This window comes from Pseudomonas frederiksbergensis (assembly GCF_001874645.1).
Lineage (GTDB): Bacteria > Pseudomonadota > Gammaproteobacteria > Pseudomonadales > Pseudomonadaceae > Aquipseudomonas > Aquipseudomonas frederiksbergensis_B.
The window spans coordinates 4,196,906-4,213,489 of sequence record NZ_CP017886.1; the positions used below are offsets into that span (position 1 = coordinate 4,196,906).

The 16,584-nt window shown below is 59.3% G+C and carries 13 protein-coding genes; 4 read left to right on the forward strand and 9 right to left on the reverse strand.

Annotated elements, in window-relative coordinates; translation table 11 throughout:
• Window positions 1-28: 28 nt before the first annotated feature.
• The 6 genes from BLL42_RS20100 to BLL42_RS20125 form a co-directional block, all read right to left on the reverse strand.
• Window positions 29-1,360, reverse strand: coding sequence for a DUF58 domain-containing protein (locus tag BLL42_RS20100; RefSeq protein WP_071553642.1), 1,332 nt, complete (start codon window positions 1,358-1,360; stop codon window positions 29-31).
• A gap of 202 nt (window positions 1,361-1,562) precedes the next feature.
• Window positions 1,563-2,564, reverse strand: coding sequence for an AAA family ATPase (locus tag BLL42_RS20105; RefSeq protein WP_071553643.1), 1,002 nt, complete (start codon window positions 2,562-2,564; stop codon window positions 1,563-1,565).
• A complete protein-coding gene (locus BLL42_RS20110) occupies window positions 2,561-3,718 on the reverse strand; it encodes a DUF4350 domain-containing protein (protein ID WP_071553644.1) in 1,158 nt (385 codons plus the stop codon). Before BLL42_RS20110 ends, BLL42_RS20105 begins: the two co-directional genes overlap by 4 nt.
• Window positions 3,715-5,253, reverse strand: a complete 1,539-nt coding sequence (locus tag BLL42_RS20115; RefSeq protein ID WP_071553645.1) for a DUF4129 domain-containing protein — start codon at window positions 5,251-5,253, stop codon at window positions 3,715-3,717. Before BLL42_RS20115 ends, BLL42_RS20110 begins: the two co-directional genes overlap by 4 nt.
• Window positions 5,240-6,220, reverse strand: a complete 981-nt coding sequence (locus BLL42_RS20120; RefSeq protein WP_071553646.1) for a stage II sporulation protein M — start codon at window positions 6,218-6,220, stop codon at window positions 5,240-5,242. The genes BLL42_RS20115 and BLL42_RS20120 overlap by 14 nt, the downstream gene beginning before the upstream one ends.
• Complete coding sequence (locus tag BLL42_RS20125) at window positions 6,217-6,942, reverse strand: RDD family protein (protein ID WP_071553647.1); 726 nt, start codon at window positions 6,940-6,942, stop codon at window positions 6,217-6,219. Before BLL42_RS20125 ends, BLL42_RS20120 begins: the two co-directional genes overlap by 4 nt.
• A gap of 184 nt (window positions 6,943-7,126) precedes the next feature.
• Here BLL42_RS20125 and sbcB point away from each other — a divergent pair, with 184 nt between their 5' ends.
• Entirely contained in the window at window positions 7,127-8,554 is a 1,428-nt protein-coding gene (sbcB, locus tag BLL42_RS20130; RefSeq protein WP_071553648.1) for an exodeoxyribonuclease I, read from the forward strand.
• A gap of 100 nt (window positions 8,555-8,654) precedes the next feature.
• On the opposite strand, the gene mvaT is transcribed toward sbcB, so the two are convergent.
• The gene (mvaT, locus tag BLL42_RS20135; RefSeq protein ID WP_005790963.1) at window positions 8,655-9,029 is read right to left on the reverse strand and encodes a histone-like nucleoid-structuring protein MvaT; all 375 of its coding nucleotides are present in this window, start codon (window positions 9,027-9,029) and stop codon (window positions 8,655-8,657) included.
• A 547-nt stretch (window positions 9,030-9,576) separates the two neighbouring features.
• On the opposite strand from mvaT, the gene purU reads away from it, so the two are divergent.
• Complete coding sequence (gene purU, locus BLL42_RS20140) at window positions 9,577-10,425, forward strand: formyltetrahydrofolate deformylase (RefSeq protein ID WP_071553649.1); 849 nt, start codon at window positions 9,577-9,579, stop codon at window positions 10,423-10,425.
• A 176-nt stretch (window positions 10,426-10,601) separates the two neighbouring features.
• Window positions 10,602-10,799 carry a hypothetical protein gene (locus BLL42_RS20145; protein ID WP_071555806.1) on the forward strand — a complete coding sequence of 66 codons (198 nt, stop codon included), beginning with the start codon at window positions 10,602-10,604 and terminating at the stop codon, window positions 10,797-10,799.
• Between the two features lie 6 nt (window positions 10,800-10,805).
• Here the strand turns inward: BLL42_RS20145 and BLL42_RS20150 are convergent, their stop codons facing one another.
• Together BLL42_RS20150 and BLL42_RS20155 are read right to left on the reverse strand one after the other, a co-directional pair.
• The gene (locus BLL42_RS20150; protein ID WP_071553650.1) at window positions 10,806-12,695 is read right to left on the reverse strand and encodes a methyl-accepting chemotaxis protein; all 1,890 of its coding nucleotides are present in this window, start codon (window positions 12,693-12,695) and stop codon (window positions 10,806-10,808) included.
• 258 nt (window positions 12,696-12,953) lie between these two features.
• Entirely contained in the window at window positions 12,954-13,409 is a 456-nt protein-coding gene (locus BLL42_RS20155; RefSeq protein WP_071553651.1) for a DUF721 domain-containing protein, read from the reverse strand.
• Between the two features lie 306 nt (window positions 13,410-13,715).
• Here BLL42_RS20155 and secA point away from each other — a divergent pair, with 306 nt between their 5' ends.
• Window positions 13,716-16,451, forward strand: a complete 2,736-nt coding sequence (secA, locus tag BLL42_RS20160; protein ID WP_071553652.1) for a preprotein translocase subunit SecA — start codon at window positions 13,716-13,718, stop codon at window positions 16,449-16,451.
• The last annotated feature ends 133 nt before the right edge of the window (window positions 16,452-16,584 follow it).

Consider the following 16,584-nt stretch of genomic DNA (forward strand, 5'->3'; position numbering starts at 1 on the left):
TCGTTGAACCCTGTTGGTTGGTGCCCAGTTAAAGCGCCCCGGCTTTTTTCCAGCTCAGATACCGTGTCACCAGCTCCGCACCCAGTTCGCTGGGCCGCGTATCCAGCACCGGTACTGCATGAGCACTCAACCGCTCGTGGAGTTCGGACCGGGCGTTCAAGTAGTCCACCGTGCCGCAATAGACGAGGGCTTCGTCCGGGGTTTGCACGGGCGTTTGTCGCACCGTGTCGAGCACCTCTTCGCGCAAACTGGCGACCAGTACGCGATGCTGTTTACCGATGCGTTTGACCGCACTCAACAATTCTTCGTCGTCTTCATCCCGCAGGTTGGTCAACAGCACCACCAGCGCCCGACGTTTTTGCCGGGCCAGCAATTGGCTGGCGGCGGCCTGGTAATCGGCCGGGCGTTGGCTGCTCTCCAGGTCGTAGACGGCGTTGAGTAAAACATTGAGCTGGCCAGTGCCTTTGACCGGCGCGAGGTAGCGCTGTTGCTCGCCCGCGAACGTGCAGAGGCCCACGGCATCGCCCTGACGTAACGCCACGTAGCTGAGCAGCAGGCAGGCGTTGAGCGCATGGTCGAAATGCGCCAGTTCACCGTCCTGGCTGCGCATGCGTCGGCCGCAATCGAGCAGGAAGATGATCTGCTGGTCGCGCTCGTCCTGGTACTCCCGGGCAATCGGTGTGCGTTGGCGGGCGGTGGCTTTCCAGTCGATCTGGCGCAGGCTGTCGCCTTCGCGGAATTCCCGCAGTTGATGAAACTCCAGACCCAACCCGCGACGTTGCCGCTGGCGGACGCCAAGCTGGCTGAGCCAGTTGTCGACGGCCAGCAACTGCGCGCCGTACAGGCGGGCGAAATCCGGGTAGACGCGGGTGCTGTCGGTGACGTTCAGGTAGCGTCGGGCGGACCATAAACCGAAGGGGCTGGGCAGGTTGATTTCGCAGCGAGCAAAGCTGAAATGGCCGCGCCGCAGAGGGCGCAAACGGTAGCTGAGCTGGCTGAGTTGGCCGGGTTGCAGTTCGACCGATTGCGGCAGGTGTTCGAAGCTCAGACCGTCGGGGACATGGTCGAACAGCTGCACGTTCAGTGGTTGCGGATAGTCGTGTTGAATGCTGACACTGACCTCACCCCAGCGTCCGAGCGCGAGGCTGCCAGGCATCTGACGTTGTACGACGGGCGACGGCAGGCGCATCAGCCGGGCGGCATCGAGTAGCGCCAACAGTAACAACGCCAGCAGCAAACCCCAGTTGATCGACAACAGGCTCGGCGCAACGCTGAAACCCAAGGCTCTGCAAGCGCCGAGCGCGATACTCAGGCCCAGCAGGGCGGCGAGCCAGATCAACAGCAGACGGGTGGGTTTCATCGATTCAGGGATCTCCTGAAGGTACAACTTTGCGGACGCCCTATCCCTGTAGCAGCTGCCGAAGGCTGCGTTCGAGTGCGTAGCGCTCGCAGGTTTGTAGGTTTCGTTCTTTCATATAGATCGCGTACTACCCGTTTGCGAGCGCTACGCACTCGAACGCAGGCTACGCCAGCTGCTACGGATCTCATTGGGGTGGAGAAATTCATATTCTGGGTGCCGGAACCTGATCAAGCAGTTGCTTGAGCACTTGATCGACTTCCAGCCCTTCGATGTCCAGCTCCGGGGCGATCCGCACGCGATGACGCAGTACCGCCAGCGCGCAGCCTTTGATGTCATCCGGAATCACGAACTCGCCACCGCGCAGCAGCGCCCGTGCTCGCGCTACCCGCACCAGCGCGATGCTGGCTCGCGGGCCGGCGCCGAGCGTCAGACCCGGCCAGCTGCGGGTGGTGCGGGCCAGGCGTACGGCGTAGTCCAGCACCTGTTCGTCCAGCGGCAGGTCGCTGGCGATTCGTTGCAAGGCCTGTACATCCTTGGCTTGCAGGACGGTGCGCAGCGGTTGCACATCGAGCATGTCGGCGCGGGTCGAGCGGCTGACCTGCCGGACCATGTTCAGCTCCTGAGCAGCGTCGGGGTAATCCATGCGCACCTTGAGCATGAAACGGTCGAGCTCCGCTTCGGGCAAGGGGTAAGTGCCTTCCTGTTCGATGGGGTTTTGCGTCGCCAGCACCATGAACGGTTGCGCAATCGGCAGGGCGCGGCCTTCAAGGGTGACCTGGCGCTCTTGCATGGCTTCGAGTAGCGCGGCTTGGGTTTTCGCCGGTGCGCGGTTGATTTCGTCGGCCAGCAACAGGTGGGTGAACAGCGGGCCTTTGCGCAGTTTGAACTGCTCGGTTTGCAGGTCGTACACCGCATGCCCGGTGACGTCGCTGGGCATCAGGTCCGGGGTGAACTGAATTCGTGCAAACTCGCCACCGAAGCAGCGGGCGAGGGCACGCACCAGCAAGGTCTTGCCCAACCCCGGAACACCTTCGAGCAGCACATGGCCACCGGCAATCAGCGCGCTGAGCACATCGTCGATCACCACGTCCTGACCGATCACGGCCTTCTGCAACTCAAGGCGCACGGCCTGCGCGAGTTGGCTGGCGCGCTGGCGTTGTTGGGTGGCGTGGATCTGGCTGGCGGGCTCGATGGGTTCGTTCATAAGGCATTCCTGAGGGTTTGCAGGTGGGCGACCTGACGGCTGAATTCAGCGCTGGACAAGCGCTGTTTGGGCCGTGGGCCGAGTGCCTGGCGGATGGCGCGGGTCGATTGACCGGTCAGGCGGGCGAGCACCTGCCATTGTTCGGCAACGCCGAGGTGTTCGAAGCCTGGGTGACGGTGTCGGGCGCGGCGCAGCACGTCGTGTTGCAGGCCCCGCAGCAGACTTTCCTGGCCGCTGTATCGCAACATGAAGTCGGCACTGGTGCGCAAGTGTTCCTGAAGTTGCCGACGGGCTTTGGGTGCCGGTGCCTGCAAGGGCCCCTGACGTAACCCGACGTGCCAGATCCACAACCCCATCAACGCGGCGAGCGCCACCAACGCCTGAGGGAAATACCGCAGCAGCAAGGTCAGCAGGTTGTCGTGATCGATATTGAAAAGCAGGGTCACGCCGGTGTCCGAATACAGATACCAGAGCAGCCAGGCATTGTCGTACTGACCGATGTTCGGGGTTTTCCACAGTTCGGCATCGGTCACCACTGTGATGGAACCCAGGCCGTAGCTCAGTTGCATCATATGGGTGGCCAAGGCGCTGTTGGCCCAGGACTGGGCAAGGTTTTTCGGGTCTTCAAGATGGAACTGCGGGTCGAAGCTGACGTAGGCCGGAGCGTCTTCGTCTTCAAGATAGAGTTTGGTCAGGTTCGGGTAAGGATCAGCCTCGGCATCGGGGGGTGGGTTGCTGAGGTCCTTACTCATGGATTGATGCAGTTGCACACGGTCGAGCAGCAGGTCGCCACTCTTGCCGGTTTTTTCATCCCACAAGGCTTCGGCCACAAACAGCAAGCGTCCACCGGCACGCGTCCAGTTCAGCACCTGATTAACCTGGCGCGGGGTCATGTTGGCGCGATCGCCGAGCAGTAACAGGCTGTGTTGATGCGGTTCCAGAAACGGCAGGGTGTCCAGGCTGTTGGCGTGAGTCACGCTCAGCCCTTGTTGACGCAAAAAGTGTTCGGCCGCCAGATACGGGTTGGCTCGGGCTTCGGGTGACGGGCCGTGGTCGATGACTTCCTGATAGGGCGTAGCTTGCTGGTACAGATAAACGCCCAGTGCAGCGAGCAGCCCGGCGATCAGCAGGCCAGGGATCAGCCACCGATTCAACGCGTGGCTCCCGGGCCGAACAACGCTCGCCAGCCGTCACACAGTTCCTGTTGCAGATGCGCCGGTGGCAGGCGATGCCCATAGGCCATGTTCTGCCAGTGCACGGTCAATGTGTTGCTGAAGGTTTGCAGCGCTGGCGCTTGCAACTGCTGGACCCGTTCCAGCACCTGGCCCTCGGTGTCGGCGGTTTTCAGCGGGAGGTTGAAGTCGTGCAGCAAACGGCTGAGCAAGGCCCGGTAGAGCAGCCCGAGGGCTTCGCGGGGCTGGGTCGACCAGAGGCTTTCGACACGGGCGGCGATATCGTCTGGCAGGGTTTCGCGGCTGACATCCAGGCCAAACAGTTGCTGTGGCAGCGGGGGGGCAGGCGTGGTGCGCGGTTTTGGTTGGCGACTGACAAAGGTCCGCAGCCAATCACGGTGGCGCCAGATCAGCAACGCGATGGCGCCGATGACGCACGCCCATAGCAGCACCTCGATGACCCGCGCGAGGCTGGCGAATCGCTGGCTGTCGAACAGGGCGAAAAATGCTTTGAGCCAACCCGGTGTTTCAGCATTGGCCGGTTGATCGGGTTGTTCTTCACCAAAACGATAGTGGGTGACGGTCTGCGGATTCTTGAACGGTGGAGTGTCGAGTATGGCCTTGATGCTGTTGCTGGCAGCCTGGCTGGTCAGTGGTTGCTGGAGCAGGCGTGGGCCGTCCGGGGCGTCGGCGGGTTCGGCGGCCCAGAGTGGCGGTGCTGCGGGCAACCACAGCAGTCCGACCATTAACAGGCTGGCAGCGACGCTGCTCAGGCGTTGGCGCAGGCGGCGGAACACCAGCTCGATATCCCAGGCTTCGAGCCGGGTGCGACGGTTCAGGTACAGGCTGAAACCGCAGGCGACATAGATCGGTCCCCAGACGATCAGGATCAGCGCGTAGAGCGCATTGATCAGGTGTTCCAGCCAGCGCCAGTCTTGCTCCGGGGTGGCGATCAGTGTTTGCCAGTCCCAGTCCAGTTCGATTTGCGCCGGCAGCAAGAGATAAAACAGCACCATCAGACCGATCCACAAGGCGGCCTCCAGATGCGCGCCGATCAGCGTCAGCCAGCGTGCGGCGCTGGCATCGCGTTGTTGCAGCACGGCCAGGCGCTGCTGGCGTGCCAGACCGCTGAGTTCTTCAAGCTGCACGACCGGCAGGATGAAACTGCGACTCAGGCCAAAGCGACGCCATGTCAGGCTGGCCAGCAATTGGGGTTTGAGCAGGCGTGGCCATTGGCGCAGGGCGTGCCTCAAGGTTGGGGTTTCGCCGAACAGGGCGCTGGAGAGGATGTACAGCGGCAGCCGTTCGAAGGCCGGTTTCAACCACCAGAACAGCAGCACGGCCATCGAGGGCGAGTCCCACAGCAACAGGCTCAGGAGGGTGAAAACCGGCAGCGTGACGATCGCCCAACTGGTCATCAGCAGGCGACGATGTTGCTGGCTCAGCAGAACGCCGAGGTCCATGGCTTCCCAGGTAGTACGAGGGCGGATGACCACGCTGGCGTCACTCAGGTGCATGGCGTGTGCGTCCGGCAAAAATCAGATAAATAGCCACCACTCCCCAAAGGGCCGCGCCCACCAGGTATTTGATCAGCGGTGCAGGCCCGGTACGGGATGACCAATAGGCCTCGATAAACGCAGCAATCAGTAGAAACAGCATGACGCCGCAGATCATCAATACGCTTTTATGGGCCGCCAGGCGCAGCGCTTCACCGCGTGGCAAGCGCCCGGGGGCGATCAGCGCCCAGCCCAGCTGCAAGCCAGCCGCACCGGCCAGGGCGATGGCGCTGAGTTCGAAGGCGCCGTGGGCGATGACGAATGACCAGAAGTTTTCCCCGTAGCCGATGTGCGTCAGGTGACCGGCGACGGCACCGATCATCAAACCGTTGAAGAACAGGAAAAACACGCTGCCCAGGCCAAGCAGTAATCCGCTGGCATAGGTCTGAAAGGCGATGCCGATGTTGTGCATGATGTAGTAACCGAACATCACCCAATCATCGCTGGCTGCACGTTCTGCCGCCCGCCCAAGGTGACCGGCCACCGGGTCGTACATGCTTTGCATCGCGGAAACCTGTTCGACGGGAATCAGGCTGTAGATCAGTTCGGGGAACAGGTACACCAGCAAACCGATGCCAACCAGCGAGCCGAAAAACAGCAGGCTTGAGACCAGCACAAAAGGCCATTGCTCACGGACCAGTCGAGGGAAATCGGCGAGGACAAAGGCCAACAACCTGGCGCCGATCCGGCTGTGATGCCGGTAAAGTTGTTGGTGCCCGCGCAGTACCAGCTGTTGTAAGGGGTCGATCAGATAACTGCTGTAGCCGCGCTCCTGTGCCAGCGCGAGGTGCTGGCACAGCCGTCGGTAATCCATGGGGAACGAGGTGCAGTCATTGGCGTCGACTTTGCCGCGCTCAAGCAAATCGAGTCGTTGGGCAAATTGATCCCAGTCGGGCTGATGGCGACTTTCGAAAAGGCTTTGCTTCATGCCGGCCCCAGTAAACCGCGAGCGATGCCATTGAGTTCGGCGACCGCGTGGGGCGATGAGACGTGGAGCGGCTCGGCGAGGATGCCGGCGAGCTCATTGACCCGTTCGCTGGAGAGTTCGACCTGACGCTCGGCGAAACCCAGCACCGCGCGTTGTTCAGTGAGGGTCAGCGCAAAGGGCGGGTGCAGCGCCAGGGCCTGCGGAATCTGTGGTCGGGTGACCGCTTGTTCGCGGTAGATCACCAGTGTGCCGGCCGCAATATCGCCCAGCCGTTTGAAGGTCGGATGTTGCAGGCAGCTGATGGCCCCGAGGCTGTAGCCGAACGGCAGCATGTCGACAAACCGCAACAGGTTGCGGATCAGCGATGCCGGCCAGCCAACGGGCGTTCCATCGTCATGCACGACGCGCAGCCCCATCAGCTGTTTACCGGGCGAGCAGCCCTGGTTGAGGACTTCGAACAGCACCATGTACCACCAACTGACCAGAAACAGCAGCACCGAGCCCAAGCCGACGCCGACGTTCCCCAGCAAGGCCAGGGCAATAAACAGCAGGCCCAGCACTAGCCCGCGCACCCCAAGGTCGATGGCAAACGCCAGTACACGGGGCATCAACCCGGCGGGGCGCAGTGGCAGGTCGATGCCTTCCGGCGTTTCAACCTGATACCGCGTGTCCAGTGGCGGGGGGAGCGTTGCATTCCTTGGCAGTGCTGAAGTCTTGCGCATGATCAACCTGGTGATGTGGCCTGGTCGGGATTCAATACGGTTTCGATGCTATCAGCCTTCGCCGCGCTAACGACATCACTATGTATGACAAGGTATCAACGAGAAATGCTTGAATAGCAAGATTGCTGGTCGGCGCCGCGCTTGAGCGCCTAGACTTCGCCCGTCTCAAGTTCAGGAACAACCCGTGACCTCCATCTTCTGGTACGACTACGAAACCACTGGCATCACACCGCGCTGCGACCGTCCGCTGCAAGTGGCCGGCATTCGCACCGACGTTGACCTCAACGAGATCGACGACCCGGTCAATCTCTACTGCCAGCCAAGCGACGATATCCTGCCTCACCCGGCGGCGTGCGTGATTACCGGCATTACCCCCGGCCGTCTGGCTGAGCAAGGCCTGAGTGAGGCCGACTTCATGACCCGGGTTCACGCACAGCTCGCGACCCCCGGAACCTGTGGCGCCGGTTACAACACCTTGCGCTTCGACGATGAAATGACCCGCTACAGCCTCTACCGGAACTTCTTTGATCCGTATGCGCGGGAGTGGCAGGGCGGCAACAGTCGCTGGGACCTGATCGATGTGGTGCGTGCGGCGTATGCGTTGCGCCCGGACGGTATCGTCTGGCCCATTGATGACGGCCGCGTTACGTTGAAGCTCGAACGCCTGACCGCCGCCAATGGCATCGACCATGGTCAGGCCCACGATGCGTTGTCCGATGTGCGCGCGACGATCGCCCTGGCGCGGTTGATCCGCGACAAGCAGCCGAAACTCTACGACTGGCTGTTCAAACTGCGCAGCAAGCAGAAAGTCATGGATCAGATCCGTCTGTTGCAACCGATGGTGCATATCTCCGGGCGTTTTTCGGCAGCCCGCAGCTATGTCGGTGTGGTTCTGCCATTGGCCTGGCACCCGCGCAATCGCAATGCATTGATTGTCTGCGACCTGCATCTCGACCCTCAGGGACTACTCGATCAGGACGCCGAGACCTTGCGTCAGCGTTTGTACACCCGTCGTGACGATTGGGTCGAAGGCGAAATGCCGGTGCCGCTCAAACTGATTCACATCAACCGTTGCCCGGTGGTGGCACCGTTGTCGGTGTTGCGCGCCGAAGATCAGCAACGACTGCAACTGGACATGGCGCAGTATGGGGCGCGAGCACTGCGGCTAAGTGACGCACAAGAAGTATGGCGAGATAAAGTTCTGGCCATTTATGCCCACGAGGATTTCACGCCGAGTGAGGACCCTGAACAACAGTTATACGACGGCTTCATTGGCGACCGGGACCGGCGTTTATGCGAACAAGTCAGAACCGCGGACCCGATGCAATTAGCGCAAGAGCAATGGCCGTTCGATGATGAGCGTCTGCCGGAATTATTATTTCGTTATCGAGCACGTAACTTTCCTGACACGTTGAATGACGAGGAGCACGAGCGATGGAAACTATTCTGTCAGCAACGTTTGTCAGACGCGCGATGGGGGGCGCCCAATACCTTGCAGGGTTTTAATGAGGCGATGACTGAGTGGTCGCTTAGTGCTACAGCGATTCAGCAGAAGGTACTGGACGAGTGGCGCGAGTATGCGCACTCATTACGCAAACGTTTGGATCTTTGAAACAATCTGTGCAAATACCTGAATGCGGGACATAAAAAAACGCCAACGGACGCTGGCGTTTTTTGGTGTTCGCAAATGAACCTGCGAAGCGGGTTGCGGCTTAGCCCAGCAGGGTAGCCCAGCCTTCAACCACGTCACCACCCCACTTGGCTTTCCACTCTTTCAGCGTCTTGTGGTTGCCACCTTTGGTTTCGATGACTTCGCCGTTGTGCGGGTTTTTGTATTGTTTAACCTTGCGAGCACGCTTGGTGCCGGTCGTTTTTACAGCGCCGCGTGGCGCTTTAACTTTGGACTCTGGATCCAGCAGGGCGATGATGTCGCGCAGGGACTTGGAGTATTCGCCCATCAGGGTACGCAGTTTGCCTTCGAATTCCAGCTCGGTTTGCAGTTTGTCGTCTTGGGACAGGTTCTTCAAACGGGCTTGCAGCTCTTTGATAGCTTCTTCGGTGGCGCGGTATTCGTTGATCAGAGACATGAGGACTACCTTATGTTGGGCGCTGGATGACAGGGTACAGTGGCGCAATAATAGTCAGGGTGTTTCATCAAGTAAACATTTAAGACGGCATTTACTTAATTTAATTAGAGTGTTCAGCGCGAAAGCTACCCTCACTGTTAAAACTTGTCAGGGAGTCGTCACAGATATTCACATAAGCCTGCTTGCGTATTTTTCAAAAGAATATTGTTGCGCGTTCAGGTGCTTCCAGTCGGCAGGGCGAGGCAGTACTCTGCCGGACTGGGCGTCAGGAATACTGCAGTTTTGCTGCGCAATCGCTAGGGTCTGTACGAAAACTGTCTGCGCGTCGACCAGGCTGCGTTAAAAACAGGCTCGGACGAACGGAGTGAGAACGTCCGAAGGACGGCCCGAAGGGGTCGCGCAGCGGATAATGCTCATTTAGTGGCCTAAAGTCGGGTGCGACCCCAGCCGTCCCTTGCCTGTTTTTGCCTTGCCTGATCGCCGCTCGACGACTTTTCGTACAGACCCTAGAATGGCGACCTTTGCGAAGTTCTGGAGTTTTCCCCCCATGCGCACTTTTCGGCTAGTGATTGCTTGCCCGGACCGCGTCGGTATCGTTGCTAAAGTCAGTAACTTTCTGGCGTCACATAATGGCTGGATCACTGAAGCGAGCCATCACTCGGACAATCTCAGTGGCTGGTTTTTCATGCGTCACGAGATTCGTGCCGATTCGCTGCCGTTCGGCCTTGAGGCGTTTCGTGAGGCGTTTGCGCCGATTGCCGAAGAGTTCTCGATGAACTGGCGTATCACCGACACCGCGCAGAAAAAGCGCGTTGTGCTGATGGCCAGCCGCGAATCCCATTGCCTGGCCGACTTGCTGCACCGCTGGCACAGCGACGAGCTGGACTGCGAAATCTCCTGCGTGATTTCCAACCATGACGACCTGCGCAGCATGGTCGAGTGGCACGGCATTTCTTATTACCATGTGCCGGTGGACCCGCAGAACAAAGAGCCGGCATTTGCCGAGGTCTCGCGCCTGGTCAAGCAGCACGACGCCGAAGTGGTGGTGCTGGCGCGTTACATGCAGATCCTGCCACCTGAGTTGTGCACCGAGTACGCTCACAAGGTCATCAACATTCACCACAGCTTCCTGCCATCGTTCGTCGGTGCCAAGCCGTACCACCAGGCGTCGATGCGTGGCGTGAAGCTGATCGGCGCGACCTGCCACTACGTGACCGAAGAGCTGGACGCCGGGCCGATCATCGAGCAGGACGTGGTACGCGTCAGCCACAGCGACAGTATCGAAGACATGGTGCGTTTCGGCCGTGACGTCGAGAAGATGGTGCTGGCCCGCGGCCTGCGCTATCACCTGGAAGACCGCGTACTGGTGCATGGCAACAAAACCGTCGTGTTCTGATCGCAAAGATCGCAGCCTGCGGCAGCTCCTACGCTGCCCCGTCGAAGCTGTACACAAATCAGTAGGAGCTGCCGCAGGCTGCGATCCTTTGGGGCCGCCAACGCTTGACTGGCAAGCATCAGGGCCTGAGCGTTCAATCGCTTCAGGCCCTTTTTTTTCAGAGTGAGGTAGGGGAGATGGTTGATCCACTGGATAAAGCAACATCCAAAGGCCCCGCGACCTTGGGTGAGGGCTGCTTGAGTCGTTACGACCCGGATGACCTGAGTGCCGAGGATGGCACCGAGTTTCCAGGCGCCGCCGAACTCTGGGAGCAATTGCAGGAAGAGTCCGCGCCTACAGCTGTAGACGCGAACTTACCCGTGAAGAAGCCCTAAAGGACGTTAAATCCGGAAGCTGCCTACAAGCTGCTTCAACCGCGCCGCTTGCTGCTCCAGGTCGGAACAGGCCCGCAGCGTCGATTGCAGGTTTTCCACACCTTCCTGATTCAGGGTGTTGATCTCGGTGATGTCAACGTTGATCGACTCCACCACGGCGGTCTGTTCCTCGGTGGCGGTGGCCACCGACTGGTTCATGCCGTCGATCTCGCCGATGCGCAAGGTCACGCTGTTCAGGCGCTCACCGGCGAGGTTGGCGATCTCTACGCTGTCCTGGCTGTGACGCTGGCTGTCGCTCATGGTGCTGACCGACTCGCGGGCGCCGACTTGCAGCTCTTCGATCATGGTCTGCACTTGCTGTGCCGACTCCTGCGTGCGATGGGCCAGGTTGCGCACTTCGTCGGCAACCACCGCGAAACCACGTCCGGCCTCACCGGCCCGTGCCGCTTCAATCGCCGCATTGAGCGCCAGCAGGTTGGTTTGCTGGGAGATGCTGGTGATCACTTCGAGAATCTGCCCGATGTTCACGGTTTTGCTGTTCAGCGACTCGATGTTGGTGCTGGAGGCGCTGAGCATGCTCGACAGCTGATTCATCGCCGCGATGCTGCGGTCGACTACTTGCTGGCCATCTTCGGCCAGGCTGCGGGCATCACTGGCCTGCTGAGAGGCCTGCGCTGCGTTATGGGCAATCTCATGAGCAGCAGCGCCCAACTGATTGATCGCGGCTGCCACGCTGTTGGTCCGGCTCGATTGTTCGTCGGAGTTGAGCATCGACGAGTTCGATGCGCTGACGACTCGCAGTGCTACTTCATTGACCTGCTCGGTCGCCGACGACACTTCGCGGATCGAACCGTGAATGCGCTCGACGAAGCGGTTGAATGCGCTGCCGAGCACGCCGAATTCGTCCTGGTTCTGAATGGTCAGGCGGCGGGTCAGATCGCCTTCACCGTCGGCAATGTCCTGCATCGCGCGGGTCATGACGTGCAGCGGCTGGATCAGAATGCGGATCAACATGCCGAGCAAGGCAATGATGATCGCCACGGCAATGATCGTGGCAATGATCGCCGAGGTGCGGAAATCGCTGAGCATCGCGAAGGCTTTGTCTTTGTCCACCGACAGACCGACATACCAGTTGACCGATGGCAGGCCTTTGATCGGCGTGAAGGTGACGATGCGGGTTTTGCCGTCGACTTCGACTTCACTGATGCCGCCGCCGATGCGCGGGGTGTTCTTGGGGTAAACCTCGCTGAGGGACTTCATCACCATGGCTTTGTCTGGATGGACCAGGATCTTGCCGTCGGCACTGACCAGGAACGCATAACCCATGCCGCCGAAGTCGCGTGCGGTCAGGGTGTCGATCAGGGTTTGCAGGCTCAGGTCGCCGCCTACCACACCAACGCTTTGCCCGGCTTTTTTCGAGGCGGTGGCGATGGAGATGATGGTCTGGCCGGTTGCCGCGTCTATATAGGGTTCGGTCAGAGTGGCGGTGCTGCTGTTTTCGGCGCCCTTGTACCAGGGGCGAACTCTGGGGTCGTAGCCGTCCGGCATCTTGGAGTCCGGGCGGTTGATGAAAGTGCCGCTGGCATCGCCCAGGTACCTGGCCATGAAGGTCGAGGCCAGGGCATTCTGCTCAAGCAGGTTGGCAACATTGGTGTGTTCGGGGTTGATGGCGATGTTCTGGGCCAGGTTTTCCACCATAAGAATCCGCCCGGCGAGCCAGGACTGGATGTTGGAGGAAGTGACATCGCCCATCTCATGCAGGTAGTTGTCCAGGTCCTTGCGAATTGCGTTGCGCTGTAAATAGTCGTTGTACAGCGTGAACGAAGCGAAGGCGGCAATGACGATGAGGGCGGCGGCAAGCAGGATTTTGTGGCTGAAGCGCAGGTTTTTGTTCATGGCTTGGAGTGTCCGCTAAGGTCTCATTGTTAGGGCATGTTGTTAAAAAAGCGCGCGCAAACCGGGCGCTGTCGTACATAAGCTGATATTTCCGTCTTTCCTTTGGGAATTATCGGACCTGATTTTCGGTCTGGTCTCTCGCTTATATCTATCGGCTGCGCAGGACTAAAGCTTAATCGGGAGTGACAAAATGCCTGACTCATTGCGACTCGTTGGCATTGATCGCCAGTTTCTGGGGACGATCTTTTGATCTTGCTTCTAAACCTTTGGCTTGGCGTGCGCCGCTAACCGCTCCAGCGCTGCGCGCAATTTCGGATCGCTGATGCCGTCGGCGGTGGCCTGAATGGTCGCCGCCGCATCGCTCGACAAATCCATGGTGTGGCCGACGGCTCCTTGCTGCACGGTCGGTGGTTGTACCTTGAACAAAATTCGCGTCAGGCTGGCGAACTCGTCGAACATCTGTAATTGCCGTTGCAGACGCTTTTGCTGATAACGCAGACGGGTTGCCCAATGACCGTCGGTGACGATCAGCAACAGGCTACCCTCGCGCCATGACGCCACATGACAGTGTTCACGGGCGGCCGGCTGCAGCTGGCTTTCCAGCAAGCGCTGTAAATGCCCCAGGCGTTGTGCGTGGCCGAAAATGGCTTTTAACGGTTTGGCTTCGCGAAGCAGAACGGCGGGTGCTCTGGCCGTAAGAGGGCGAAATGCCATGATCAGACACCTGAAGTAACAGAGCCGCCATGGTAGCAGAAAGCACTTGATGCACCTGAGCCATTGCTTTGTGAGCGCTTTACTCATTAAATCAATGAGTAACTTATGCCGTGAATGGCTTGAAGTTCAGCAAAAAGCCCTTATTTTAAGTGAGCCCCGTAACAGCGCTGTGCATGCATCGTGGAACAACGCCACTTTCCTCACCATCGTTTCCGGGTAGAATGCTCGTTCGCATGCGGCCATGAGGGCTGCACGGGCGACTCACGGGGCCGCCCTCCATCCCTTTGTGTGGAAGATCCTGCCGATATGTTTGCGCCTTTGTTAAAGAAACTTTTTGGAAGCAAGAACGAGCGTGAAGTCAAACGCATGCTCAAGACGGTACAGATCGTCAATGCCTTCGAAGAGCAAATGGTGGCCCTTTCGGACGATCAGCTGCGAGCCAAGACTGATGAGTTCAAGGCCCGCATCGCCAAAGGTGAAACCCTCGACAAACTGCTGCCTGAAGCCTTTGCGGTTGCCCGCGAAGCCGGCAAGCGGGTTATGGGTATGCGCCACTTCGACGTTCAGTTGATTGGCGGCATGACCTTGCACGAAGGCATGATTGCCGAAATGCGTACCGGTGAAGGCAAGACCCTGGTGGCAACACTGGGCGTTTACCTGAACGCGCTGTCCGGCAAGGGCGTGCACGTTGTCACCGTGAACGACTACCTGGCTCGTCGTGACGCCAACTGGATGCGTCCGCTCTATGAATTCCTCGGCTTGACGGTCGGCGTGGTGACGCCGTTCCAGCCGCCGGAAGAGAAGCGTCTGGCTTACGCCGCCGACATTACTTACGGCACCAACAACGAATTCGGTTTCGACTACCTGCGCGACAACATGGCGTTCAGCATGGAAGAAAAATTCCAGCGCGAACTCAATTTTGCCGTGATCGACGAAGTCGACTCGATCCTCATCGACGAAGCCCGTACCCCACTGATCATTTCCGGTCAGGCTGAAGACAGCTCCAAGCTCTATATCGAGATCAACAAACTGATCCCGCAACTGGAGCTGCATATCGAAGAAGTGGAAGGCGAAGTCACCAAGGCCGGTCACTACACCATCGACGAGAAGACCCGTCAGGTCGAACTCAACGAGGCCGGTCACCAGTACATCGAAGACGTGCTGACCCGCATTGGCCTGCTGGCTGAAGGCGAGAGCCTGTACTCGTCGCACAACCTGGGTCTGCTGACCCACGTTTATGCCGGTCTGCGTGCGCACAAACTGTTCCATCGCAACGTCGAATACATCGTCCAGGACGGTCAGGTCGTACTGGTCGACGAACACACCGGTCGTACCATGCCGGGTCGCCGTCTGTCCGAAGGCCTGCACCAGGCCATCGAAGCCAAGGAAAACCTGAACATTCAGGCCGAAAGCCAGACCCTGGCGTCGACCACGTTCCAGAACTACTTCCGTCTCTACAACAAGCTGTCCGGCATGACCGGTACTGCGGACACCGAAGCGTTCGAATTCCATCAGATCTATGGTCTGTCGGTCATGGTCATTCCACCGAACAAACCGCTGGCACGTAAAGACTACAATGACCTGGTGTTCCTCACCGCCGAAGAGAAGTACGCGGCGATCGTGGCTGACATCAAGGAAAGCATGGCTCAGGGCCGCCCGGTTCTGGTGGGTACCGCCACCATCGAAACGTCCGAGCACATGTCCAGCCTGCTCGTGAAGGAAGGCATCGAACACAAGGTTCTGAACGCCAAGTTCCACGAAAAAGAAGCTGAAATCATCGCTCAGGCCGGTCGTCCGGGTGCATTGACCATCGCCACCAACATGGCCGGTCGTGGTACCGACATCCTGCTGGGCGGTAACTGGGAAGTGGAAGTCGCCTCCCTTGAGGATCCAACAGCCGAGCAGATCGCCCAGATCAAGGCCGACTGGCAGAAGCGTCACCAGCAAGTGCTTGAGTCGGGCGGTTTGCAGGTGATCGCCTCCGAGCGCCACGAATCGCGCCGTATCGACAACCAGCTGCGTGGTCGTGCCGGTCGTCAGGGTGACGCTGGTTCCAGCCGTTTCTACCTGTCGCTGGAAGACAGCCTGATGCGCATCTTCGCCTCTGACCGGGTGAAGAACTTCATGAAAGCCCTGGGCATGCAGCCTGGCGAAGCGATCGAGCACCGCATGGTGACCAACGCTATCGAAAAGGCCCAGCGCAAGGTTGAAGGGCGTAACTTCGACATTCGTAAGCAACTGCTTGAGTTCGACGACGTCAACAACGAACAGCGTAAAGTGATCTATCACATGCGTAACACGTTGCTGGCCGCTGACAATATCGGCGAAACCATTGCCGACTTCCGTCAGGACGTGCTCAACGCGACGGTCAGCGCACACATTCCGCCGCAATCGCTGCCAGAGCAGTGGGATGTTGCCGGTCTGGAAACTGCCCTGGAAAGTGACTTCGGGGTGAAGCTGCCGATCCAGCAATGGCTCGACGAAGACGATCACCTGTACGAAGAAACCCTGCGCGAGAAGCTGATGCACGAGCTGCTGGCGGCGTACAACGAGAAAGAAGAGCAGGCGAGCGCCGAAGCGCTGCGCACCTTCGAGAAGCAAATCGTGTTGCGCGTTCTGGACGACCTGTGGAAAGACCACCTGTCGACCATGGACCACCTGCGTCACGGTATTCATTTGCGCGGTTATGCGCAGAAGAACCCGAAGCAGGAATACAAGCGCGAGTCGTTCACGCTGTTCTCCGAGTTGCTGGATTCGATCAAGCGCGACTCGATTCGTGTGCTGTCGCATGTTCAGGTTCGCCGCGAAGACCCGATCGAAGAAGAAGCACGCCTGCGTCAGGAAGCCGAGGCATTGGCTGCGCGCATGCAGTTCCAGCACGACGAAGCTCCTGGCCTCGAACAACCGGAGTTGTTGGGTGAGGAGGTCGACGTAGCCCTCGCTACCGCTCCGGTGCGCAACGAGCAGAAGTTGGGCCGCAACGAGCTCTGCTACTGCGGTTCGGGCAAGAAGTTCAAACACTGTCACGGCCAGATCAGCTAAGATTTCTGCCTGACATTGAAATACCCGCGCCGCGACCGGCATCAGCCGTCGCGGCGTTTTACCATTTAAAACACCGATGCCACGTTAAAAAGAACAGGGCGACGACGGTGCAGACATTACATTAAGAGGAGCG